Origin of the sequence: Pelomonas lactea (assembly GCF_043555885.1) — a bacterium.
GTDB lineage: Bacteria > Pseudomonadota > Gammaproteobacteria > Burkholderiales > Burkholderiaceae_C > Pelomonas > Pelomonas lactea.
On record NZ_JBIGHX010000007.1, the window covers coordinates 193677 to 215343 of the forward strand.

At 68.7% G+C, this 21667-nt stretch carries 21 protein-coding genes; 6 read left to right on the top strand and 15 right to left on the bottom strand.

Annotated elements, in window-relative coordinates:
• Window positions 1–6: 6 nt before the first annotated feature.
• Window positions 7–1788, bottom strand: coding sequence for an ABCB family ABC transporter ATP-binding protein/permease (locus ACG04Q_RS19060; protein WP_394512855.1), 1782 nt, complete (start codon window positions 1786–1788; stop codon window positions 7–9).
• Window positions 1789–1859: 71 nt separating this feature from the next.
• On the opposite strand from ACG04Q_RS19060, the gene ACG04Q_RS19065 reads away from it, so the two are divergent.
• Window positions 1860–2264, top strand: coding sequence for an acyl-CoA thioesterase (locus ACG04Q_RS19065; RefSeq protein WP_394512857.1), 405 nt, complete (start codon window positions 1860–1862; stop codon window positions 2262–2264).
• Window positions 2265–2295: 31 nt separating this feature from the next.
• Here the strand turns inward: ACG04Q_RS19065 and ACG04Q_RS19070 are convergent, their stop codons facing one another.
• Window positions 2296–4125 carry a rhamnogalacturonan lyase B N-terminal domain-containing protein gene (locus ACG04Q_RS19070; protein ID WP_394512858.1) on the bottom strand — a complete coding sequence of 610 codons (1830 nt, stop codon included), beginning with the start codon at window positions 4123–4125 and terminating at the stop codon, window positions 2296–2298.
• A 106-nt stretch (window positions 4126–4231) separates the two neighbouring features.
• A complete protein-coding gene (locus tag ACG04Q_RS19075; RefSeq protein WP_394512859.1) occupies window positions 4232–4957 on the bottom strand; it encodes an SGNH/GDSL hydrolase family protein in 726 nt (241 codons plus the stop codon).
• Window positions 4958–5100: 143 nt separating this feature from the next.
• Between ACG04Q_RS19075 and ACG04Q_RS19080 the strand changes: the two genes are divergently transcribed.
• Window positions 5101–5262 carry a DUF1328 domain-containing protein gene (locus ACG04Q_RS19080; RefSeq protein ID WP_394512860.1) on the top strand — a complete coding sequence of 54 codons (162 nt, stop codon included), beginning with the start codon at window positions 5101–5103 and terminating at the stop codon, window positions 5260–5262.
• A 4-nt stretch (window positions 5263–5266) separates the two neighbouring features.
• On the opposite strand, the gene ACG04Q_RS19085 is transcribed toward ACG04Q_RS19080, so the two are convergent.
• The 8 genes from ACG04Q_RS19085 to ACG04Q_RS19120 form a co-directional block, all read right to left on the bottom strand.
• Complete coding sequence (locus ACG04Q_RS19085) at window positions 5267–6031, bottom strand: enoyl-CoA hydratase (protein WP_394512862.1); 765 nt, start codon at window positions 6029–6031, stop codon at window positions 5267–5269.
• A gap of 276 nt (window positions 6032–6307) precedes the next feature.
• Window positions 6308–6841 (bottom strand): DUF1569 domain-containing protein, encoded by a 534-nt coding sequence (locus ACG04Q_RS19090; protein ID WP_394512863.1) that lies wholly within the window; start codon window positions 6839–6841, stop codon window positions 6308–6310.
• A gap of 3 nt (window positions 6842–6844) precedes the next feature.
• Window positions 6845–8068 carry an acetyl-CoA C-acyltransferase gene (locus ACG04Q_RS19095; RefSeq protein WP_394512864.1) on the bottom strand — a complete coding sequence of 408 codons (1224 nt, stop codon included), beginning with the start codon at window positions 8066–8068 and terminating at the stop codon, window positions 6845–6847.
• Between the two features lie 29 nt (window positions 8069–8097).
• Window positions 8098–8628 carry a DUF4442 domain-containing protein gene (locus ACG04Q_RS19100; protein WP_394512865.1) on the bottom strand — a complete coding sequence of 177 codons (531 nt, stop codon included), beginning with the start codon at window positions 8626–8628 and terminating at the stop codon, window positions 8098–8100.
• Window positions 8629–8693: 65 nt separating this feature from the next.
• A complete protein-coding gene (locus ACG04Q_RS19105) occupies window positions 8694–11090 on the bottom strand; it encodes a 3-hydroxyacyl-CoA dehydrogenase/enoyl-CoA hydratase family protein (protein WP_394512866.1) in 2397 nt (798 codons plus the stop codon).
• 23 nt (window positions 11091–11113) lie between these two features.
• Window positions 11114–11545, bottom strand: a complete 432-nt coding sequence (locus ACG04Q_RS19110; RefSeq protein WP_394512868.1) for a DUF2147 domain-containing protein — start codon at window positions 11543–11545, stop codon at window positions 11114–11116.
• A gap of 49 nt (window positions 11546–11594) precedes the next feature.
• Window positions 11595–13385: an acyl-CoA dehydrogenase C-terminal domain-containing protein gene (locus ACG04Q_RS19115; protein ID WP_394512869.1), complete on the bottom strand. Its 1791-nt coding sequence runs from the start codon at window positions 13383–13385 to the stop codon at window positions 11595–11597.
• A gap of 39 nt (window positions 13386–13424) precedes the next feature.
• On the bottom strand, window positions 13425–14150 hold the full coding sequence (locus tag ACG04Q_RS19120) for a TetR/AcrR family transcriptional regulator (protein WP_394512870.1): 726 nt from the start codon (window positions 14148–14150) through the stop codon (window positions 13425–13427).
• A 239-nt stretch (window positions 14151–14389) separates the two neighbouring features.
• On the opposite strand from ACG04Q_RS19120, the gene ACG04Q_RS19125 reads away from it, so the two are divergent.
• The 3 genes from ACG04Q_RS19125 to ACG04Q_RS19135 all read left to right on the top strand — a co-directional run bounded on the left by ACG04Q_RS19125 (window position 14390) and on the right by ACG04Q_RS19135 (window position 16085).
• Window positions 14390–14947, top strand: a complete 558-nt coding sequence (locus ACG04Q_RS19125; RefSeq protein ID WP_394512871.1) for an HNH endonuclease — start codon at window positions 14390–14392, stop codon at window positions 14945–14947.
• A gap of 108 nt (window positions 14948–15055) precedes the next feature.
• Window positions 15056–15538, top strand: a complete 483-nt coding sequence (locus ACG04Q_RS19130; RefSeq protein WP_394512872.1) for an outer membrane lipoprotein — start codon at window positions 15056–15058, stop codon at window positions 15536–15538.
• A gap of 52 nt (window positions 15539–15590) precedes the next feature.
• Window positions 15591–16085 carry a hypothetical protein gene (locus ACG04Q_RS19135; RefSeq protein ID WP_394512873.1) on the top strand — a complete coding sequence of 165 codons (495 nt, stop codon included), beginning with the start codon at window positions 15591–15593 and terminating at the stop codon, window positions 16083–16085.
• A 1-nt stretch (window position 16086) separates the two neighbouring features.
• Here the strand turns inward: ACG04Q_RS19135 and ACG04Q_RS19140 are convergent, their stop codons facing one another.
• The 4 genes from ACG04Q_RS19140 to ACG04Q_RS19155 all read right to left on the bottom strand — a co-directional run bounded on the left by ACG04Q_RS19140 (window position 16087) and on the right by ACG04Q_RS19155 (window position 20805).
• Complete coding sequence (locus ACG04Q_RS19140) at window positions 16087–16857, bottom strand: nitrilase-related carbon-nitrogen hydrolase (RefSeq protein WP_394512874.1); 771 nt, start codon at window positions 16855–16857, stop codon at window positions 16087–16089.
• Window positions 16854–18113, bottom strand: a complete 1260-nt coding sequence (locus ACG04Q_RS19145) for a saccharopine dehydrogenase family protein (protein WP_394512875.1) — start codon at window positions 18111–18113, stop codon at window positions 16854–16856. Before ACG04Q_RS19145 ends, ACG04Q_RS19140 begins: the two co-directional genes overlap by 4 nt.
• Window positions 18086–18628, bottom strand: a complete 543-nt coding sequence (locus tag ACG04Q_RS19150; protein ID WP_394512876.1) for a GNAT family N-acetyltransferase — start codon at window positions 18626–18628, stop codon at window positions 18086–18088. The genes ACG04Q_RS19145 and ACG04Q_RS19150 overlap by 28 nt, the downstream gene beginning before the upstream one ends.
• Window positions 18629–18813: 185 nt before the next feature.
• Complete coding sequence (locus ACG04Q_RS19155; protein WP_394512877.1) at window positions 18814–20805, bottom strand: SDR family oxidoreductase; 1992 nt, start codon at window positions 20803–20805, stop codon at window positions 18814–18816.
• Window positions 20806–20989: 184 nt separating this feature from the next.
• Here ACG04Q_RS19155 and ACG04Q_RS19160 point away from each other — a divergent pair, with 184 nt between their 5' ends.
• Window positions 20990–21652: a phasin family protein gene (locus ACG04Q_RS19160; protein ID WP_394512878.1), complete on the top strand. Its 663-nt coding sequence runs from the start codon at window positions 20990–20992 to the stop codon at window positions 21650–21652.
• Window positions 21653–21667 lie beyond the last annotated feature (15 nt).

Here is a 21667-nt window from a genome sequence, read left to right on the forward strand (position 1 = left end):
CCTGCGCTACTCGCCCGACTGCTGCAGGCGCCACATCTCGGCGTAGCGGCCGCCGCGGGCCAGCAGCTCGTCGTGCCGGCCGCGCTCGAGGATGCGGCCCTGCTCCAGCACCAGGATCTCGTGCGCGTCCACCACGGTGGACAGCCGGTGCGCGATGACCAGCACGGTCTTGTTCTGCCCCACCGACTCCAGCTCGGCCTGGATGGCGCGCTCGTTGGTCGAGTCCAGCGCCGACGTGGCCTCGTCAAAGATCAGGATGGGCGGGTTCTTCAGCAGCGTGCGGGCGATGGCCACGCGCTGCTTCTCGCCGCCCGACAGCTTCAGGCCGCGTTCGCCCACCATGGTGTCGTAACCCTTGGGCGTGGCGGCGATGAAGCCGTGGATGTGCGCCGCGCGCGCCGCGGCCTCCACCTCGGCGGCGCTGGCGCCGGGCCGGCCGTAGGCGATGTTGTAGGCCACCGTGTCGTTGAACAGCACCGTGTCCTGCGGCACGATGCCGATGGCCTTGCGCAGGCTGTGCTGCGTGACGGCGCGGATGTCCTGCCCGTCGATGCGGATGGCGCCGCCGTCCAGGTCGTAGAAGCGATACAGCAGCCGCGCCAGCGTGCTCTTGCCCGAGCCGCTGGGGCCCACGACGGCGACCTTCTTGCCCGCCGGGATCTCGAAGCTGACGCCGTGCAGGATGGGCCGCGCCGGGTCGTAGGCGAAGCGCACGTCGTCGAACCGGACGCTGCCGCCGCTCACCTGCAGGTCGACGGCGCCCGGTGCGTCTGCCACCTCGCGCTCGCGGTCCAGCAGCAGGAACAGCTTCTCGATGTCGGTCAGGCTCTGCTTGATCTCGCGATAGATGACGCCGAGGAAGTTCAGCGGGATGTAGAGCTGGATCATGAAGGCGTTGACCATGACCAGGTCGCCCAGGCTCATCTGCCCGGCCACCACGCCCTGCGTGGCCCGCCACAGCATCAGCACCAGCGCCGTCGCGATGATGAGCTGCTGGCCGGTGTTGAGCATGGACAGCGTCGTCTGGCTCTTCAACTGCGCGCGGCGCAGCTTCTCCAGGCTCTCGTCGTAGCGGCGCGCCTCGAAGTCCTCGTTGTTGAAGTACTTGACCGTCTCGTAGTTCAGCAGCGAGTCGATGGCCTTGCTGTGGGCCACCGAGTCCAGCTCGTTGAGCGTCTTGCGGAACTGCGTGCGCCAGTTCGTGACGACGACGGTGAACGTGACGTAGACCACCAGCGCCGCGACGGTGATGCCGGCGAACCAGGCGTCGAACTTGACGCCCAGCAGCGTCAGCACGAGCGCGACCTCGATCAGCGTCGGCACGATGCTGTAGAGCGAGTAGCTGATCAGCGAGTGCACGGCGCGGGTGCCGCGCTCGATGTCGCGCGTCATGCCGCCCGTCTGGCGCTCCAGGTGGAAGCGCAGCGACAGGTCGTGCAGATGGCGGAACACCTGCAGCGAGATGCTGCGCGCCGTGCCCTCGGTGGCCTTGGCGAAGATCAGCTCGCGCAGTTCGGTGAACAGCGACGTCGACAGCCGCAGCGCGCCGTAGGCCACCAGCAGGCCCAGCGGCACGACCAGCAGCGTCTGCGGCGCACCGGGCTTGAGGTCCAGGCTGTCGATGAGGTGCTTGAGCAGGATGGGCACGCCCACGTTGCTGAGCTTGGCGCCCACCATGAAGGCCAGCGCCAGCCCGACGCGCCAGCGGTAGCGCCACAGGTAGGGCAGCAGGCGGCCCACCGTGCCCCAGTCGCCGCGGACGGCGGCGGCGTTGCCTGTGGGTGGCACGGTTGATGCTGAATTGAGAGATCGCAAGCTCAGGCCCGACAATGAAAGCCGAATTCTCCCAAGTGAACGCCATGCCCCAGGAATCAAGCCCCGTCCAACACAAGCCCGGCGATCGCGAGCTCGTGCTGCGCGTGATGCCCATGCCCGCCGACTCGAACGCGAACGGCGACATCTTCGGCGGCTGGATCATGGCGCAGGTGGACATCGCCGGCTCCATCCTGCCGGCGCGCCTCTCGCGCGGCCGCATCACGACGGTGGCCGTCAACGAGTTCATCTTCAAGCAGCCCGTCTCGGTGGGCGACCTGCTGAGCTTCTACGCCACCATCACGCGCGTGGGCCGCACGTCGGTGACGGTGCACGTGGAGGTGTTCGCCGAGCGCGACCCGGAGAACCTGCACGTGGTCAAGGTGACCGAGGCCAACCTGACCTACGTGGCGATCGACCGCGACGGCAAGCCGCGCCAGGTCACGGCCTGAGACTGGCGCGGGCCGGGCGCAGGGCTTCAGGTCACGGCGTCGCGATCAGGTCGACCGCGTCGTAGGAGAAGCCCGGGCTGAGGAAGCCCGTGCCGCTGGTGCCGCTGACGACATTGATCGTCACCGTGTTGGTGCCGGCCACCAGCGCCGACGCCGGGATGGCGTAGCTGTAGAGCCGGTTCACGCCGCGGTAGGTACCCACCGTCAGGTTGCGCGAGCCCTTGGGCGGCGCGGCGGGCACGGCGGACGTCCAGCCGTTGACCGTGACCTGCGGCCGTGCGCCGTTGAAGTCGGTCGTCGTGCCCAGGCGCAGCGTCAGGTTCTGCAGCTGCGCGCTGGTCAGCGTGAACGTGATGACGCGGGCGTTGTTGACGTCCTTCCACTGGTAGGCCGGGAAGCCCGTGGCGGCCGTGGCGCTGCCGACCGCGAAGCCGGGCGCCACCCAGCCGCTCATGCGGCTGTCGCTCGGGTGCATGCTGGTGAGGCGGCTGCCGTTGACGAACTCGGCCGGCGAGCCATCCCACGCGCCGATGCGCCACAGCGCCGGCGTGGCGGCCGGGTCGGCATTGATCGTCAGCGTGTTCAGTGCCGTCGTGCCGCCCGCCGTCACGTTGACGCTGCCGGTGTAGACGGCCAGCTCGTTCTTGTAGACCGTCAGCGTGTAGCTGCCCGGGCGCATGCCGGTGCTCTTGAAGTAGCCGCTGTTGGCGAGGTTGGCCGTCGTCCAGTACTGCGCCTGGCTGTTGGCGAAGCCCACGGTGTAGGTGTAGGCCGGGTCGGTGCCCGACAGGCCCACGCCGGCCACGGCGCCGCGGCCCGCGGGCGGCACGTAGCCATCCAGGCCCATCAGCGAGAACCAGCTGGTGTCCGGCGCTGCCGGTGCGCCGCCGCCGGTGAACATCAGCGTGTAGCTGTTCAGCACGCCCATGCGGAAGGCCTCGGTCTGGCCCTCGCCGTAGTTGACGATGTAGGTCAGCTCGTTGTTGGTGGACGTGATCTGGTTGAGCAGGCTGCGGTAGAACGGGCCGCCGGAGCCGCCCTCCTGGTTGTCGCGGTAGAACCAGAGGCCCACCGTGCCGCCGCTGTTGACGCCGCCGAAGTACTGCCAGTCCTTCACGCGCATGTTGGCGTAGTGCTTGGAGCGTGTCTGGCCGGCATAGGTGCCGCTGGGGATGCCGAACACGTCGCTGGCCTCGACGGTGGTGCTGGTGTCGCGCAGGTCCTGCGCCCAGCTGCCGTTGGCGGTGAGGCCGCCGGGCGTGCCGGCCGGACCGCCCCTGGACAGCGCCGCGATGGGCACGCGCACGATGAAGCGCACCAGGTTCAGCGTGTCGGGTTCCTCGGTGAAATAGGTGCCCATGTAGATGCGCGGCTCGCCGCTCCTGGCCAGGTAGTAGTGCTTGAGCACGCCGCCGTTGGCGCTGTTCACCGTCACCGTGATCTTCACGTAGGCGCCGCCGCTGACGACGCCGCCGTTGGCAGTCGACGCGGGCGTGGCGGCGCCGGTGCTGCTGATCATCTGCGCCTGCACGTCGACGGCCGAGACGTTGCTGTAGAGGTAGTCGAAGCCCGAGTTCAGCTGCGAGCCGCGGCTGGCGTCGGCGTACTGCACGCCGTTGTAGACGAGGCTGGAGAGGTCGCCCTTGGACTGCGTGCTGACGCCGTTGTCGTAGGCCATGACCTTGAACACCAGGCCGCCGCCGGTGTCCACCTGGTACTGCACCTTGGACGAGCTGCCGCTGTCGTAGAGCGTGGTGAGGCTGAAGGCCGCCATGGCGGGCGAGCCCAGGGCCATGAAGAAGAGCGCGCAGGCCAGCGCACCCAGCCGGCGCAGAGGCCGGCGGAGAAAGTCGATCCGCATGTGTTGTCTCCGTTGGTGCCCGGCCATCTACTGCTCACTGCTGCGGGCGGTGCTGCCGCGTGATTGCGGCCGAGTCAGTCTAGGAAGCGGCCTGTCGCCGCAGCACTCAAGTTGTTGAGTGCTTCGCAACCTTCGGCAACGCCGCCACGATGTGGTCGGCCAACGCCTCGGCCCACAGCGCATAGCCCCGCGGGCCGGGGTGAAAGCCGTCGGGGGCCATCAAGGCCGCCGCGTCCCGCTGCAGCGCGGGCGGCAGGTGCACCACGCGCCGCGCCGGCTGGCCGGCCAGCCCCGCCGCCAGCGCCGCGTTGAAGCGCGCCGCCTGCTGCCCGAAGAACCAGCGCAGCGGCTGCGGCAGCAGCGGGAAGGACTGCATGGGCGGCGCCGCGCAGTGCAGGCTCAGCCGCACGCCGGCGAGTGCGCGGGCATGGGCGTCGATGGCATCCAGCGCCGCGAGCGCGTCCGGCGGCGAGACCTGGTCGACGACGTCGTTCACGCCCAGCGCCGTGACCAGCACATCGGCCGGCGCCAGCTCGGCCTCCCGCAGCGCCGCGAGCGCCTGCACGCTGCGGTGGCCGCTGGCGGCCACCAGCTGCCAGCCCACCGGCCGGCCCAGCTGCGCCGCCAGCGTGCGGGCGAGACACCCGGCCAGCGCCTCGTCCCGATGCGCAGCACCGACGCCGGCGGCCGATGAGTCACCGACGATGAGCAGGCGCAGCGCGCCGCCATCGCACGAGCGCTCGCCCTCGGCCTCCGGCAGCCGCAGCGCCGTGGCACGCACGCGCCGGCCCTGCCAGATCAGCAACGGGCCCAGCAGCAGTTTGGCCAGCATCAGTCGCATCGGTGGGTCATCTCGGTGGTAACGGCGTCAGCCCTGTCCGACCTCAGGCCGCCGCGCCGTCCGGCATGACGAGAACGGTCGCGGCCCTAGGCTTCATGCATGCGCCGCCAAGGCGTCAACCGTAGGAGCCCACCATGCTGCGTTACGCCATCATCTTCTTCGTCATCGCCCTGATCGCCGCCGTGTTCGGCTTCACGGGCATCGCCGCCAGCGCGGCCGGCTTTGCCCAGATCCTGTTCTACGGCTTCCTGATCCTGGCCGTCATCGGCCTGCTGGTCGGCCTGGTGCGCCGATAGGCGCTCAGGAGAACTTCGAGAAGTCCGGCTTGCGCTTCTGGAAGAAGGCCTGGAAGGCCTCCATGGCCTCCGGGCTGCGCAGCCGGGCGCTGAACACCTCGGCCTCGCGCGTGATGGCCGCCTTGACGTCATCGCGCTGAGCGTCGCGGATCAGCCGCTTGCTGTCACGCACCGCGCCGGGCGCGAGGTTGTTGAAACGCTCGGCCACGCGCCGGGCATGGTTCAGCACCTCGGTGCCGGCCAGCACGCCGTTGGCGATGCCGCACTCGACGGCCTGCTCACCCGTGAACGGGTCGCCCAGCAGCAGCTTCTCGGCCGCTCGGCGGTTGCCCATCAGCTGCGGCACGACGAGGCTGGACGCGAACTCCGGCACCAGGCCCAGGCCCACGAAGGGCATGGCCAGGCGCGCGTCATCCGCCACGTAGACCAGGTCGCAGTGCAGCAGCAGCGTCGTGCCGATGCCGATGGCCGCACCGGTCACGGCGGCGACGACCGGCTTGCCGCAATCCACCAGCGCATGCATGAACTGGAACACCGGCGCGTCCTCGCCACGCGGCGGGCGGCCCATGAAGTCCTCCAGGTCGTTGCCCGATGTGAAGATGCCGGGCTGGCCGGTGATCAGCACCGCGCGTGCCTCGGGCGCGGCGTCGGCCGCGCGCAGCGCATCGGCCATCTGCTGGTACATGTCCTGCGTGATGGCGTTCTTCTTCTCGGGGCGGGCGATCTCGATCGTCGCGACGCCGTTGACGGTGTAGGTCTTGATGGTCATGGCAGGGGCCTGTTCACGCTACGGGAATCGGTGCGAGAGGGCCTGCGCGGGCGCAGGGCTGGGCGTGCGACACCGCCTGGGCTCATGCCCAGGCAAGGCGCGCAACGACGCCATGCACTCGCGCAGGCCCTCTCCCGAAGGGTTGTCACTTGAAAGCCCGCGCGCGGCGTTACGAAGCCTCGCTGGGGTCGCCCCCCCAGCTTCGCTTCGCGCCTTGCTCGCGGGCTTTCAAGTGTCAACGCATCCGATCCCCGTAGTGTGAACAGGCCCCGTCCTTCACGCGACTGCAGTCTTGGCTTGGAACTGCGTCCAGTGGTTCGCCAAGTGCATCAAATGGGCACGCTCGTACTGCGGCTTGGTCAGCTCGCCGTAGGCGAAATGAGGCCGCAGCGTACCGTTGAATTGCGCGAAAGCGTCCATCGCGTCCAGCAGCCGCTGCACCGACACCTTGAGCGCCTGCGCCGCGTCCAGCGCCGGCGCGCCGGGGATGGGCTCGCTCAGGTCGTGGCTCATCGCGCCGCGTGCATTGAAGACGGCGAACGCCGCCGAGCCGACGGATGAGCGGAACCACGCGCCCTTGAGCGCCGGGAATCCCTGCATCGAGAACTCGATGCTCTGCGCCAGGTGTTGCAGCACCTGGCTGAGGTTCCACGGGTTGCCCTCCACGACCTTGGGCGTGAACAGCAGGTCCAGCACGGCCTGCTGCGCCTCCTTCCAGGTCAGGAAGGTCTTGAGCCGGCCGGAACAGCCGGCCAGGGGCGCCGCCGCGAGCAGCAGGGTGGTGGTCTTGAGCGCGCGGCGACGGTCCATGGGTTACAGCCTTTCGAAGATGCCAGCAGCGCCTTGACCGGCGCCAACGCACATTGTCACCATGCCGTACTTGCCGCCCGTGCGGCGCAGGCCGTGGATGACCGAGGCCGCGCGGATGGCGCCGGTGGCGCCCAGCGGGTGGCCCAGGGCAATGGCGCCGCCGTTGGGGTTGACCTTGGCGCGATCCAGCTCAATGCCCTTGCTGTCCAGGTCGTTGAGCACGGCCAGGCTCTGTGCGGCGAAGGCTTCGTTCAGTTCCACCCAGTCCAGGTCCTTGGCGGAGATGCCGGCGGCCTTCAGCGCGGCCGGGATGGCTTCGATGGGGCCGATGCCCATGATCTCGGGCGGCACGCCGCGCACGGCGAACGACACGAAGCGGGCCAGCGGCGTCAGGTTGTAGCGCTTGAGCGCGGCTTCACTGACGATCAGCAGGCCGCCCGAGCCGTCGGAGGTTTGCGAGCTGTTGCCTGCTGTGACGCTGCCCTTGGCGGCGAACACCGGCTTGAGCTTGGCCAGGCCTTCCAGCGAGGTGTCGGGGCGGGCGCCTTCGTCCAGGCTCACGATGCGGGTCTTGACGTTGACCGAGCCCGAAGTGGGATCAGCCAGGTTGGGTGTGCGCTCGACCACGTCGAACGGCGTGATCTCGGCGGCGAAGTGGCCGGCCTGCATGGCGGCCACGGCGCGGCGGTGCGATTCCACCGAGAACGCGTCCTGCGCCTCGCGGCTGATCTTCCACTGCGCGGCCACCTTCTCGGCCGTCAGGCCCATGCCGTAGGCGATGCCGATGTTCTCGTCTTTCTCGAAGATCAGCGGCGACAGGCTGGGCTTGTTGCCACCCATCGGGATCATGGACATGGACTCCACGCCACCGGCGAACATCACGTCGGCCTCGCCGACGCGGATGCGGTCGGCCGCCATCTGCACGGCGGTGATGCCCGAGGCGCAGTAGCGGTTCACGGTCACGCCGCCGATGGTGTTGCCCAGGCCGGCCAGCACCGAGGCCACGCGGGCGATGTTCATGCCCTGCTCGCCTTCGGGGAAAGAGCAGCCGACGATGGCGTCTTCAATGGCAGCGGGATCCAGGCCCGGGGCCTGGGCCAGCGCGGCCTGCATCACCTTGACGAGCATCTCGTCCGGGCGGGTGTTCTTGAAATAGCCGCGGCCGCTCTTGCCGATCGGCAGACGGGTGGCGGAGACGATGTAGGCGTCTTGGACTTGCTTGCTCATGGTGCTTCCTTGGTCAGTTGGGGACAGAGCTACGCGCGGGTACGCGCTTCGGTCTGTCCCGCAAGGTCTTGGGATTGGGGCTTCTCTTTGGGCACCCAGGCCCAGACAAATTCACACTGGATCGGCTCGATGCCGGCTTCATCGGTGACCGTCACGGCCACCGTCACCTCACCCTTGGTCTGCGACGCAAGCAGCGCACGCTGCTCGGCCGTCAGATGCGCCTCGGCGCGCAGGGCCCCGGTCGCGCGCTTCTTGAACGCGACGTTCAGGCTCTTGCACAGCGGCAGGCAGTCGTCTCGCACGTTCATGCCCACCACCATGCCGGTGGCGGTTTCGGCCACCAGCGTCATGGCCGCCGCGTGCACGCCACGGATGTGGTTCTGCACGGGGCGCCGGTTGGCGATGCGGATCTCGCTGCGCTCGGGCGTGAGCGCGACGAAGTCCAGCCCCGCCGTGCCGGTGAGGGGCACCGCCCGCCGCAGCGCGAAGTTGCGCGCGGCGCCACGCAGCGGGGCGGGCAGGCCGTCCAGCTTGGCGAGGGTGCGTTGAAGCCTATTCATTTCGAGTTTGAGTCAGTCGGGGACAGAGCTACGCGCTGCGCGCTTCGGTCTGTCCCGCGATGTCATCAGTTGCGCACCGGCTTGCCGGTCTGCAGCATGCCCATGATGCGTTCCTGCGTCTTGGGGTTGTCCAGCAGCGAGCAGAAGTGCTTGCGCTCCAGGGCCATCAGGTACTCCTCGGTGACCAGCGAGCCGGCCTCGACCTCGCCACCGCAGACCACGTCGGCAATCGCCGCGGCCAGGTGGTAGTCGTGGGCGCTGACGAAGCCACCGTCACGCATGTTGGCGACCTGGCCCTTGATGGTGGCAATGCCGCTGCGGCCGGCCACCGGGAACAGGGCCTTGTGCGGCGGGCGGTAGCCGGCTTCGGCCATGCCCAGCGCGGTGGCGGTGGCCACGTGCAGCAGTTCGTCCTTGTGCGGCACGATCACGTCGCTGTCCAGCAGGAAGCCGTTCTTCTTGGCTTCGTGCGCGGAGGTGGCGACCTTGGCCGTGGCGGCGGTCAGGAAACCGTCCTTCAGGAAGGTCAGGATGTCGGCACCGGCATTGCCGGCTGCGGCCATCTCGGCGGCACGGCGGGCGATGTAGGTCAGGCCGCCGGCACCCGGCACCAGGCCCACGCCCACTTCCACCAGGCCCACATAGCTCTCGACATGCGCCACGCGGCGTGCGCAGTGGATGGCCAGCTCGCAGCCGCCGCCCAGCGCCAGGCCACGCATGGCCGCCACCACCGGCACCGAGGCGTAGCGGATGCGCAGCATCGCGTCCTGCAGCTTCTTCTCTTCCGGGGCGATGCCCTTGCTGCCCATCTTCATGAAGACGGGCATCAGGCTTTCCAGGTTGGCGCCGGCGGAGAACACGTCGTCCGGGCTCCAGATCACCATGCCTTGGTAGTCGGCTTCGGCGATCTCAACGGCCTTGATCAGGCCCTCGGTCACGGCCGGGCTGATCAGGTGCAGCTTGGCGGTGATGGAGGCGATGACGACCTTGCCATCCAGCGTCCAGACGCGCACTTCGTCGTTCTTGAACAGCTCGGTGCCGCTCTTGAGCGGGTCGGCCGCGCCGGTGCCCAGCAGCGATTCACGGAAGGCCTGGCGGCTGTAGACCGGCAGCTCGCTGCGCGGCTTGAACTGGCCTTCGGCGGCGCTCCACGAGCCTTGCGGCGTGTGCACGCCACCGGCTTCGGCGACGGGGCCCGACGTGACCCAGGCAGGCAGGGGCTCGGTGCTGAGCGCCTTGCCCGCGGCGATGTCTTCGGCGATCCAGCCGGCCACCTGGTTCCAGCCTGCGGCTTGCCACAGCTCGAACGGGCCTTGGCTGCTGCCGAAGCCCCAGCGCATCGCGAAGTCGATCTCGCGGGCGGTGTCGGCCACGGTGTTCAGGTGCACGGCGGCGTAGTGGAAGCTGTCGCGCAGGATGGCCCACAGGAACTGGGCTTGCGGGTTGGTGCTTTCGCGCAGCAGCTTGAGGCGGTCGGCCGGGGCTTTCTTCAACATGCGAGCGACGATCTCGTCGGCCTTCTTGCCGCCGGTGACGTATTCACCCGTGGCGAAGTCCAGACGCTGGATGTCCTTGCCCACCTTCTTGTAGAAGCCGGCGCCGGTCTTCTGACCCAGCGCGCCCTTCTCGATCAGGCCGGCCAGCACCTTGGGCGTGGCGTAGGTGCTGTAGAACGGGTCGTCCTTCAGGTTGTCCTGCATCGTCTTGACGACGTGGGCCATGGTGTCCAGGCCCACCACGTCGGCGGTGCGGAACGTGCCGGAGGACGCGCGGCCCAGCTTCTTGCCGGTCAGGTCGTCCACCACGTCGACCGACAGGCCGAACTTTTCGGCTTCGATCATCGTGGCCATCATGCCGGCGATACCGACGCGGTTGGCGACGAAGTTGGGCGTGTCATGGGCGCGCACAACGCTCTTGCCCAGGGCGGTGGTGACGAAGGCTTCGAGCTGGTCGAGGATGACCGGCTGCGTGGTCGGGGTGTTGATCAGCTCCACCAGCGCCATGTAGCGCGGCGGGTTGAAGAAGTGGATGCCGCAGAAGCGCGGCTTGATTTCCTCGGGCAGCACTTCGGAGAGCTTGGTGATGCTCAGGCCCGAGGTGTTGGACGCGACGATGGCGTGCGGGGCCACGAAGGGCGCGATCTTGGTGTACAGATCGAGCTTCCAGTCCATGCGCTCGGCGATGGCCTCGATGATGAGGTCACAGCCCTTCAGCACGTCCAGGTGCTCTTCGTAGTTGGCCTGCTGGATCAGCGCGGCCTCGGCGCTGTCGCCCAGCGGAGCGGGCTTGAGCTTCTTCAGGCCCTCGACCGCCTTGGTCACGATGCCGTTCTTGGGGCCTTCCTTGGCGGGCAGGTCGAACAGCACGACCGGCACCTTGCAGTTGACGAGGTGCGCGGCAATCTGCGCGCCCATCACGCCGGCGCCGAGCACGGCGACCTTGCGGACTTGGAATCGACTCATGGGGTGGTTCTCCAGTTATTCAGTTACTCGACACGCACCCAGGTCTGGGTACGGCCAAACAGAGGGGCGCCGATGTAGCCGCGCACCTCGAGTTTCTTGCCACCGTCCACCGGCTTCAAGCGGGTGCGGTAAGTCTTGCCGTTATTGGGGTCCAGGATCTCGCCATGGCCCCAGATGCCATCGCCGTCCGGCTTCACGCCCCGGATGATCTGCAGGCCCAGCACGGGCTGGTTCTTGCGGTCATCGCTGCACTTGTCGCACTTGGCGTCCGGTTGCGCGGCGGGGTCCAGCAGTTTGTCGATGCTGCCGACCAGGGTGCCCGCCTGTTCGCTGATGCGGACCAGCGACTTCGCGGTTTTGCCGTCGTCGTCGATGGTCTTCCAGAGGCCCACGGGGGTGGCCTGCGCAAGGGCAAGCGTGGGCAGCAGCAGTGCAGCAGCGAACAGGGATTTCATCGGGCGTTGTCCTTGTCGTCCAGTGAATCGTTCAGCGGTGAGGCTGGGGTCAGAACAGGGCTTCGTCCATCGCCATCAGCGGCGACAGGCCGGCGCGGCAGGTGCGGATCAGCGAGGCCGTCTCGGGCAGCAGCTTGGCGAAGTAGAAGCGTGCCGTGTGCAGCTTGGCCGTGTAGAACGGGTCGCCGCTGCCTTGCTTGGCCAGCGCGATCTTGGCGGCCTGGGCGAAGAAGTAGGCAAACGTCATGTGGCCCACCACGCGCAGGTAGTCGACGGCGGCGGCACCGACTTCGTCGGGGTTGCCGAAGGCCTTCATGCCGATTTCCTGCGTCAGCTTGTTGACCTTGTCGCCCAGGTCGGCCAGCGGGTTCACGAACTCCTGCATGGCCTCGTTGGTGCCCTCTTCCTCGATGAAGGCGGCGATCTTCTTGCCGAACTTCTTCAGCGTGGCGCCGTTGTTGCCCAGCACCTTGCGGCCCAGCAGGTCCAGCGACTGGATGGTGTTGGTGCCTTCATAGATCATGTTGATGCGCGCGTCGCGCACGAACTGTTCCATGCCCCACTCGTGGATGAAGCCGTGGCCACCGAAGACCTGCATGCAGTGCGACGTGGCCAGCCAGCCGTTGTCCGTGATGAAGGCCTTGATGATGGGCGTCAGCAGCGCGACTTCGGCATCGGCTTCCTTGCGCTCGTCCTCGTCGTCGCTCTTCAGCGCCTTGTCCAGCTGCAGCACCGTGTAGGCCTGCAGCATGCGGCCGCCTTCGGCGAAGGCGCGCGCGGTCAGCAGCATCTTGCGCACATCGGGGTGCACGATGATGGGGTCGGCCGGCTTGTCCGGCGCCTTGGGGCCGGAGAGCGCGCGCATCTGGATGCGGTCCTTGGCGTAGGCCACGGCGTTCTGGTAAGCCACTTCGGTCAGGCCCAGCGACTGGTTGCCCACACCCAGGCGGGCGGCGTTCATCATGACGAACATCGCGGCCAGGCCCTTGTTGGGCTGGCCCACCATCGTGCCGGTCGCGCCTTCCAGCACGATCTGCGCGGTGGCGTTGCCATGGATGCCCATCTTGTGCTCCAGGCCGGCGCAGAAGATGCCGTTGCGGCTGCCCAGGCTGCCGTCGGCGTTCACGTTGAACTTCGGAACCACGAACAGCGAGATGCCCTTGGAGCCCGCGGGCGCGTCCGGCAGGCGGGCCAGCACCAGGTGGACGATGTTCTCCGCCATGTCGTGCTCGCCGGCCGAGATGAAGATCTTGGCGCCGGTGATCTTGTAGGTGCCGTCGGCCTGCGGTTCGGCCTTGGTGCGCAGCAGGCCCAGGTCCGTGCCGCAGTGCGGCTCGGTCAGGCACATCGTGCCGGTCCACTCGCCGCTGGTCAGCTTGGGCAGGTACAGCGCCTGCTGCTCGGCCGTGCCGTGCGCGTGCAGCGCCTCGTAGGCACCGTGGCTCAGGCCCGGGTACATCGTCCAGGCCTGGTTGGCCGAGTTCAGCATCTCGTAGAAGAACTGGTTCACCAGATGCGGCAGGCCCTGGCCGCCGAACTGCGGGTCGCAGGAGAGTGCCGGCCAGCCGCCTTCGACGTACTGCTTGTAGGCCTCCTTGAAGCCCTTGGGTGCGGTCACCTCGTGCGTGGCCTTGTCGAGCGTGCAGCCCTCGGCGTCACCGCTGAGGTTGATGGGGGCGATGACCTCGGCGGCGAACTTGCCACCTTCCTCGAGCACCGCATTGATGGTGTCGGCGTCGATGTCCTCGTGGCCGGGAAGCATCTTGAGTTCGTCGACGACGTTCAGCAACTCGTGCATGACGAACTGCATGTCACGCATGGGTGGGGTGTACTGGGGCATCGGGTACTCCTGGGGGCGATGGTGGGGGTGGTGGATCGGTCAGCGCTTGATCGAAGCGCCAGTCTTGGAAGGCTTGCGCGCCTGATCGACCTGCAGGCCGAACGGCGTCGCGTAGAACTGGATGGTCCGGTCGAAACCGGTGCCGGCGCGCGTCAGCGCGCCGGGGATGCGCATGAAGCGCGCGTCATGGTGCAGCGACAGGATGAGACCGTGCAGCTCGAAGCAGATCTGCTCGACGTCGGCCTCGGCCTTCAGGTGGCCCTCGCCGATGGAGAGCTGGATGGCCTTCTGCAGCGCCGCATGCCAGGCCTTGACCATGGCGACGAGCGCGTCGCGCACGGGGCCCGGCCGGTCGTCGAACTCGACGGCGCCGGAGATGTAGATGCAGCCCGAGTCCACCTCGACGGACACGCGGCGCACCCATCGCTCGAACATCGCGCGCAGGCGCGGCAGGCCGCGCGGCTCGCGGATCGCGGTGAAGAAGACTTCCTCTTCGAACTTGGCGTGATACTCCGTGACCACGGCGATCTGCAGTTCCTCGCGCGAACCGAAGTGCGCGAAGACGCCCGACTTGCTCATGCCCGTAACGTCCGCCAGCGCGCCGATGGACAGGCCTTCCAGGCCCATGTGCGAGGCCAGGCCCAGCGCGGCGTCCAGAATGGCGGCGCGCGTCTGCTGGCCCTTCTGCAGGGAGCGCGCCACGCGCACCGGCTTGGCGGCGCGCAGCGGGGCGGCTTTCTTGGCGGGGACGGGAAGCGTGGACACAGGGCAAGAATAAAACGAACGGTCGTTCTATTTTGCAGGTCGCTCGCGTGACAACGCCAGCTTGCCCCGACGAAATCCTAGGGTGATGTGCCTAATACGCACGCCGACCTAGGGATGACCCTAGCCACCCTGCCGCTTTCGGGCCGAAACGTCCCGGCGGGCGGGCGCCGCCTTGTCATGGAAGCACGCTTGAGCGCTGGCGCGGTTCTCGCTAGGCTCGAGGGAGGAGGTGTGACTCTGTGGACGTGCTCCAACTCGATGTCTCCGGCCGACCCCAGGCCTGGATCACCACGCGTGAGGCGGCCGTGATCTACGCCAGCGACGGCGTCGCCTGGACATTGGGCGACCCCTGCCAGGTGCTGCGCGGCGGCCTGCAGCGCGTGACCGGGCGCCAGTCCCGCATCGAGGTGCATTCCATCATCGCCGTGCGCGGCGCCGTGCCCAGCCGGGCCTGGCGGCAGGCGCCGGCGCTGACCAACAGCAAGCTGTTCGTGCGCGACCGCTTCGTCTGCGCCTACTGCGGCCACCGCCACCTGCCGGAAGACCTGACGCGCGAGCACATCCAGCCCACGTCGCGCGGCGGCGCCGACACGTGGATGAACTGCATCACCGCCTGCAAGGCTTGCAACGGTCGCAAGGGCAGCCGCCTGCCCGAGGAGGCCCGCATGAGCCTGCTCTACCTGCCCTACGTGCCCAGCCTGCACGAGGACATGATCCTGCGCGGCCGCCGCATCCTGGCCGACCAGATGGAATTCCTGCTCGCCAGCGTGCCGCGCAGCTCGCGTTTGCACGGTTGACAGCGTCGGCGTAAAGAGTTGTAGATCGCCGCATCCGGCGGTCAACCCGATGACAATTCGACACGTTGGGCGTGTGTTCTGCCCAAGGAGACTCGAATGTCCAAGCTCATGACTTCCCTCACCCTCGTCGCCGCGCTGGCGCTGTCGGCCTGCTCGACGACCAGCCCCGACGTCATCCAGCGCGGCGACGCGCAGCGCCTGTCGCAGGTGCAGGACGCGACCGTGCTGTCGTCCCGCCCGGTCGTCGTCGACGGCTCGCAGAGCGGTGTCGGTGCCGTGGCGGGCGGCGTGACCGGCGCCATCGCCGGCAGTTCGGTGGGCGGCCGCCGTGAAGGCCAGGTCGTCGGCGTGCTGGGCGCCGTGGCCGGCGCCGTCATCGGCAACGCCATCGAACGTTCCACCACTCGCGAGGATGCGCTGGAGATCACCGTCCAGCTGCGCAACGGCGAGCGCCGCTCCATCGTGCAGGCCAAGGGCGCGGAGAGCTTCAACGCCGGCGATCCGGTCATCCTCACCACCACCGGCGGCAAGACCCGCGTGACGCGCGCCCCGGCCGTCGTGCCCGCCGCACCGGCCCCCACCAACGGCTGACGGTCGGCATCGGGACGGGGAGAGAATGACGGGCTTTGGCCCGCCTCTCCCCATGACCGATCTGCCGACCGACGACGACGCCCCCCTGCACGAGCCGCGCCTGTGGCGCGACAACGGCTGGACCGCCCAGGTCATCAAGAACGAGGACGACGAGGGCTGGGCCGTCGCCATGTTCAAGGCCGGCGAAAGCGAGCCGGCGCTGGTGGGCCCGTGGACCATGGGCCGCGACAAGAAGAACCCCAAGCCGTTGGACACCAGCGCGTTCAACACGCTGGTGAAGACGGCCTCCGAGGTCATCCGCCGCCACGAGCAGCAGCTGCATGCACAGCTGAACAAGACGCTGTACGTCGCCCGCGACGGCGCCTGGATCAAGGTGACGCTGGAGATCGTGCCGGCCGAGGACGACCCCTATGCCTGGCTGGCCGCCTTCGACGCCGCCGGCGAGCCGCTGGCCAAGGTCAAGGTCGGCGCCAGTTTCCGCTTCAACCAGTCGGCCGCCGAGGCCTGGGTGGACAACGGCTTCGAGCGCCCTGCGGGCCGCGACTGAGTCAGCGCCGGCCCAGCGCAGCGACGACCTGTGCGGCCGCATCGCGCGGCAGCGCGGCGACGCGGCGGCCATCCGGCGCGATGACGCAGCTGGCGCCGAAGCCACGCTGCGCCGGCGCATTCAGCGATTCGGGCCAGTTGCTCTGCAGGACCCAGGCGCCCAGCGCCCGCGCCAGTTCGGCCGCACCGGCCCGGTAGGCCTCGCACAACGCGGCCTGTTCTGCGTCGGACTCGCCGATGTAGCTCGGCCAGAACACCACCCGCGGCACCGCCGCATCGTGCGCGGACAGCGCCGCGTGCAACTCGGGCGCCAGCTCGGCGCCATCCAGCATCTCGCGACACAGCACCGATGTGGCCAGCACGCCGCTCAAAGCCGTCCAGCCGCGCGCGCCACCGGGCGTGAAGAAGCCCGCCTCGCTGGCCGTCAGGCCGCGCTTGTGCACACGGCCCACCTCGCGACCGGCGGCGTCGATGTGCAGATGGCTGCTGAAGACGGCGCCTCCCCCACCCAGCGTCGGCACGCCCACGGCGGCGGCGACACCCAGCCGCGCGCAAGCGGCACGCAACTCCGCCTCGGCCGCCGCCAACGCATCGGCATCGACCAGCGCCGGCACACCGCGGTGAAAGCCCGTCAGCGCCAGCTCCGCGCAGACGCAGCCCTCGGCGCCGGCGGCGGCGGCGTTCTCCAACGCCCGCAGCGTCTCGGCCAGGTTGCCCGCCAGCGTGGCGTGCATGCGCGGCTGGCTGATGGCCCAGCGGGGCGGGCCGCTCAAGCCGCGATCTCGAAGCTCAGCCCGGCCCGTGCCTGCAGCCGCCGCACGAGCGCCAGCCCCATCGCGCTGCCAGGCGTCCACACGCCGCCGGGCGTCGCGTCGCGGTCGATGTCCTGCACCAGACACAGCGCCGCCTCGCTGATGAGCTTGCAGGTGGAGCCGTAGCCGGGGTCACGGTCGCCCTTGACGATGGCGCGCAGCAGCTCGCCGCCGGCGGACTTGCCACTGAACCACACCTCGTAGCGCCCGGCTTCGCGCGCGGCCGCGTTCGGGCCGTCGCCCGGCTGGGTCAGCACGAAGCGACGCAGCAGCGCGCGCGTCGGCGTGAAGCCCAGTGCCAGGTTCTGCAGCTTCGTGAAGCGGGCCAGCGCCTGGGCCTTTTTGCGGCCCTTGTCGCCCTGCCCCGGCTTGCCGGTCAGCATCTTCTCGCTGTAGACGAAGCCCTCGCCCCAGGGATGACCACGCAGCGCGTTGCTGCGGTGCACGTTCTTCGTGTTGATCGTCGCCATCACGAAGGGACCGGTCCAGGCATCGGCCCAGTCGTCGAAGTCCGCGCCCTGGTCATCCGGCTGCTTCGGCCCCTTGAAGCCGCCGGACAGCGAGAACGGGTTGGCCATGACCTTGAGCAGCGAGCGGTCGCGGCGGATGGCCTCGATGGTTTCCATCATGCTGGCCAGCGTGCCGCCGGACGCCGCACCCTTGAGCCGCGCGACGCGGCCGCGCACCTCGGGCAGCGGCGCGCCGAAGCGGGCCTGCGCTTCGGCCTGCAGGAAGACGACGCCGAGGTCGAACGGGATGGAGTCGAAGCCGCAGGAGAACACGATGCGCGCGCCGCTCGCCTCGGCCAGCGGCGTCAGCTTGTCGATCATGCGGGCCATCCACAGCGGCTCGCCGCAGAGGTCCACGTAGTCGGTGCCGCCCTCGGCGCAGGCGGTGGCCAGGGGCTCGCCATGCAATTGGTACGGGCCCACGGTGGTGATGACGACGCGGGTGCGCCGCACCAGGCGGGCCAGCGCGGCGGCATCGCCGGCATCGGCCTTCAGCAGCGCGACCGACGGCGGCAGGTGCAGTTCGTCGCGCACCCGGGCCAGCTTGTCGAGGCTGCGGCCCGCGATGGCCCAGCGCGCACCGCCGGCGCCGCTGAGGTGCAGGTACTCGGCCACCAGCCGGCCGGTGAAGCCGGTGGCGCCGAAGACGATGAGGTCGAACTCGCGCGCGCCGCTCGCCATCACGCGCGCCCCTTCATCGCCATCCATTCGCTGCGCAGCAGGCTGAGCGAATGGCAGTCCACATACTCGCCGGCGACGAAGACGACGCCACGCTGGATGCCCTCGTGCGTGAAGCCGCACTTCTCGGCCACACGCCGCGACGCATGGTTGTGCACGGACATGCCGCAGGACAGCCGGTTCACGGACCAGTTCTCGAACAAGTAGTCCACCAGCAGCGACGCCGCCTCCGTGGCCAAGCCCTGGCCGCGCATGGCCACGTCGGCCATCGTCCAGCCGATCTCGCGCGCCGTCGTGTAGCGGGCCGCGGCAAAGTGCACCACGTCGCCGATGACGCTGCCGTCCAGCAGATGGCAGATCAGCAGGCGCTCGGCATCGTCGTTGGCAAAGCCGTTGTCGCGCCAGCGCTCGTCCACCTTGTGCGGGGGCATCATGCGCGAGCCCAGGTGGGGCCCGCGCACCTGCGGGTCGCCGACCGTGCGCTTGAGCCAAGGCAGGTCGTCCTCGGTCACGTAGCGAAGGCCGACGCGTTGTCCTCTGAGCATCTGTATGTCCCCTGAAATGAAAAAGCCTGGCTGGAGCCAGGACTGCATCTTCGGGCCGAGCGCCGGGCCGCCCCAAGCCGGCCCGCCTGGCGATGTTGACCGGGCTTGATGCCCGGTCAATCGCCGTCCCCGCGGGGGACCGGCCGGGTTCGCCTGCGTTCAGCAGGGCGAGCCCGGACGAGGGGTCAAAAGTGGATGCCGCGCATCATCTGCTGCAGCGCGATGGCCTCGGGCGACAGGCCGCCGCCCTTCTTCTCGCCCTTGGCGGCGTCGCTGTCCGGGAACATGCGGAAGGTCGTGTTCATGACGATCTGCGCGATGCGCGGCGCCACCGCGTGCAGGATCTGGCCCGTCATGCCCAGGCGCGTGGCAATGCGCACCGGCTTGGCCACGCAGGCCTGCGCGATCATGTCGGCGGCTTCCTCGGGCGACAGCGTGGGCACGTTGTTGTAGATCTTGGTGGGCGCGATCATGGGCGTGCGCACCAGCGGCATGTTGATCGTCGTGAACGTGATGCCGGTGTCGGCGAACTCGCTGGACGCGCAGCGCGTCCATGCATCCAGCGCGGCCTTGCTGGCCACGTAGGCGCTGAAGCGCGGCGCGTTCGTCAGCACGCCGATGGAGCTGATGTTGACGATGTGGCCCTTCCTCTTGGCCGCCATGCCGGGCAGCAGGCCCATCGTCACACGCAGGCAGCCGAAGTAGTTCAGCTGCATGGTGCGCTCGAAATCGTGGAAGCGGTCGTAGCTGCTCTCGATGGCGCGGCGGATGGAGCGGCCGGCGTTGTTGATGAGGAAGTCCACGCCCCCGAAATTCTCGGTGCACCACTGGATGAGGTTGGCCGCGCCTTCCTCGTCGGCGATGTCGCAGGCGAAGGCATGCACCTGCGCCCCCTTGCCCGCCTTGTCCTTGATCTCCTTGACGGCCTCGTCGAGCTTGGTCTGGTCACGGGCGCAGATCAGCGTGATGGCGCCGGCTTCGGCGAACTTGATGGCCGCGGCCAGGCCGATGCCCGACGAGCCGCCCGTCACCAGCACCACCTTGCCGCCTGTCGATCCCTTCAGCGAGCGGTCGATGAACAGGTCGGGGTCGAGGTGCCGCTCCCAGTAGTCCCACAGCCGCCACGCATAGTCGTTCAGGTCGGGGCAGGCCACGCCCGAGCCCTTCAGCGCGGCCTCGGTGTCGCGGCAGTCGAAGCGCGTCGGGTAGTTGATGAAGGTGAACATGTCCTCGGGCAGGCCGAGGTCCTTCATCACCGCGTTGCGGATGCGGCGCACCGGCGCCAGCGCCATCAGCCCCTTCTTCACGCTCTTGGGGATGAAGCCCATCAGCGCCGCGTTGATGAACAGGTTCATCTTGGGCGCGTGCGCGGCCTTGCTGAAGATGTCCAGCACGTCGCCAACGCGGTAGCCCTTGGGGTCCACCAGGTGGTAGCAGCCCTGGCCCTTCGTGACCTTGTGCGAGATGTGGTCCAGCGCGTCGACAACGAAGTCCACCGGCACGATGTTGATGCGCCCGCCCTCCAGGCCCACGCTGGGCATCCACGGCGGCAGGATCTGGCGCATGCGCTGGATCAGCTTGAAGAAGTAGTACGGGCCGTCGATCTTGTCCATCTCGCCGGTGTGCGAGTCGCCCACGACGAGCGCCGGTCGGTAGACCGTCCAGGGCCGCTTGCACTCCTTGCGCACGATCTTCTCGCTCTCGTGCTTGGTCATGAAGTACGGGTGGTCGAGGTTCTCGGCCTCGTCGAACATGTCCTCGCGGAACACGCCTTCGTACAGGCCGGCCGCCGCGATCGACGACACGTGGTGCACATGGCCGGCATCGATGGCCTGCGCAAACTCCACCATCGAGCGGGTGCCCTCGATGTTGACGGCCACCTGCGACTCCTCGTCGGCGCCGAGGTCGTAGACGGCGGCGAGGTGGTAGAGGTGGTCGATCTGGCCCTTCAGCCCCTTGATGACGTCGGCGGCCACGCCCAGCTTCTTGGCGGTCAGGTCGCCGTACACGGGGATCGCGCGGGTCTTGCTGACGCCCCAGTAGGCCAGCAGGTCGGGCAGCTTCGCGGCGCTCTCCTCGCGCATCAGGAAGTGGACCGTGCTGCCCCGGCGCGCCAGCAGCTTCTTGACGAGGCGCTTGCCGATGAAGCCGGTGGCACCGGTGACGAAATACTGCATGCGGGTCTCCTGCTTGTAGGAATCGAGGGCGGGTTTCGCCTGATTCTTCACCAGCGCCACAAGCACTCCGCTGGGCACTTTCCCGAGTGGCCGCATAGAGCCCTCTCACTAGGAATGGCCGCGCCGCCGGGCCGGGGCGCCGCTACAGTCCCGTCGGCAATTCGCTCTTATCGAAAGGACAACCATGGTCAAGAAGCTCCAGAAGATGGCTGACAAGAAGAAGGCTGCTGCCGCCACCGGCTTCCCGGCTGGCCTGCTCGACAGCGCGATGGCTCAGAACGTCAAGGACAGCGCCCAGCAGATCTGGGCCGCCGGTCTCGCCTCCTTCGCCAAGGCCCAGGGTGAAGGCTCCAAGGTCTTCGAGGCCCTCGTCTCCGAAGGACTGAAATTGCAGAAGAAGACCCAATCCGCCGCCGAAGAGAAGCTCAGCGCCGTGGCCAGCAAGGTCAGCAGCGTCGCCGGCGACGTCGGCGCCAAAGCCGGCCAGCAGTGGGACAAGCTGGAATCCATCTTCGAAGCCCGCGTCGCCAAGGCGCTGCAAGGCCTGGGCGTGCCCACCAAGGGCGACATCGACGCGCTGATCAAGCGCATCGACGCGCTGGCCGTCGCCACCGGCGTGGAGCCGGCGAAGAAGGCCGCCAAGAAGCCGGCCGCCAAGCCCGCCGTGACCAAGGCCGCCCCCGCCGCCAAGAAGGCCGCCGCCACGCCGGCCAAGAAGGCTGTCGCCGCCAAGCCCGCGGCTGCTGCCAAGAAGGCCGCCCCGGCCAAGAAGGCCCCGGCCGCCAAGAAGGCCGCCGCGCCCAAGGCCGCCCCGGCGCCCAAGGCCGAGCCCGCCGCTCAGGCCTGAGCACGGGCTGACGCA

Excerpts from the sequence above, each read along its gene's own strand:
- ACG04Q_RS19065 (WP_394512857.1), top strand. The coding sequence starts at position 1,860 with ATGCCCCAGGAATCAAGCCCCGTCCAACACAAGCCCGGCGATCGCGAG.
- ACG04Q_RS19070 (WP_394512858.1), bottom strand. The coding sequence starts at position 4,125 with ATGCGGATCGACTTTCTCCGCCGGCCTCTGCGCCGGCTGGGTGCGCTG.
- ACG04Q_RS19075 (WP_394512859.1), bottom strand. The coding sequence starts at position 4,957 with ATGCTGGCCAAACTGCTGCTGGGCCCGTTGCTGATCTGGCAGGGCCGG.
- ACG04Q_RS19080 (WP_394512860.1), top strand. The coding sequence starts at position 5,101 with ATGCTGCGTTACGCCATCATCTTCTTCGTCATCGCCCTGATCGCCGCC.
- ACG04Q_RS19085 (WP_394512862.1), bottom strand. The coding sequence starts at position 6,031 with ATGACCATCAAGACCTACACCGTCAACGGCGTCGCGACGATCGAGATC.
- ACG04Q_RS19090 (WP_394512863.1), bottom strand. The coding sequence starts at position 6,841 with ATGGACCGTCGCCGCGCGCTCAAGACCACCACCCTGCTGCTCGCGGCG.
- ACG04Q_RS19095 (WP_394512864.1), bottom strand. The coding sequence starts at position 8,068 with ATGAGCAAGCAAGTCCAAGACGCCTACATCGTCTCCGCCACCCGTCTG.
- ACG04Q_RS19100 (WP_394512865.1), bottom strand. The coding sequence starts at position 8,628 with ATGAATAGGCTTCAACGCACCCTCGCCAAGCTGGACGGCCTGCCCGCC.
- ACG04Q_RS19105 (WP_394512866.1), bottom strand. The coding sequence starts at position 11,090 with ATGAGTCGATTCCAAGTCCGCAAGGTCGCCGTGCTCGGCGCCGGCGTG.
- ACG04Q_RS19110 (WP_394512868.1), bottom strand. The coding sequence starts at position 11,545 with ATGAAATCCCTGTTCGCTGCTGCACTGCTGCTGCCCACGCTTGCCCTT.
- ACG04Q_RS19115 (WP_394512869.1), bottom strand. The coding sequence starts at position 13,385 with ATGCCCCAGTACACCCCACCCATGCGTGACATGCAGTTCGTCATGCAC.
- ACG04Q_RS19130 (WP_394512872.1), top strand. The coding sequence starts at position 15,056 with ATGACTTCCCTCACCCTCGTCGCCGCGCTGGCGCTGTCGGCCTGCTCG.
- ACG04Q_RS19135 (WP_394512873.1), top strand. The coding sequence starts at position 15,591 with ATGACCGATCTGCCGACCGACGACGACGCCCCCCTGCACGAGCCGCGC.
- ACG04Q_RS19145 (WP_394512875.1), bottom strand. The coding sequence starts at position 18,113 with ATGGATGGCGATGAAGGGGCGCGCGTGATGGCGAGCGGCGCGCGCGAG.
- ACG04Q_RS19150 (WP_394512876.1), bottom strand. The coding sequence starts at position 18,628 with ATGCTCAGAGGACAACGCGTCGGCCTTCGCTACGTGACCGAGGACGAC.
- ACG04Q_RS19155 (WP_394512877.1), bottom strand. The coding sequence starts at position 20,805 with ATGCAGTATTTCGTCACCGGTGCCACCGGCTTCATCGGCAAGCGCCTC.
- ACG04Q_RS19160 (WP_394512878.1), top strand. The coding sequence starts at position 20,990 with ATGGTCAAGAAGCTCCAGAAGATGGCTGACAAGAAGAAGGCTGCTGCC.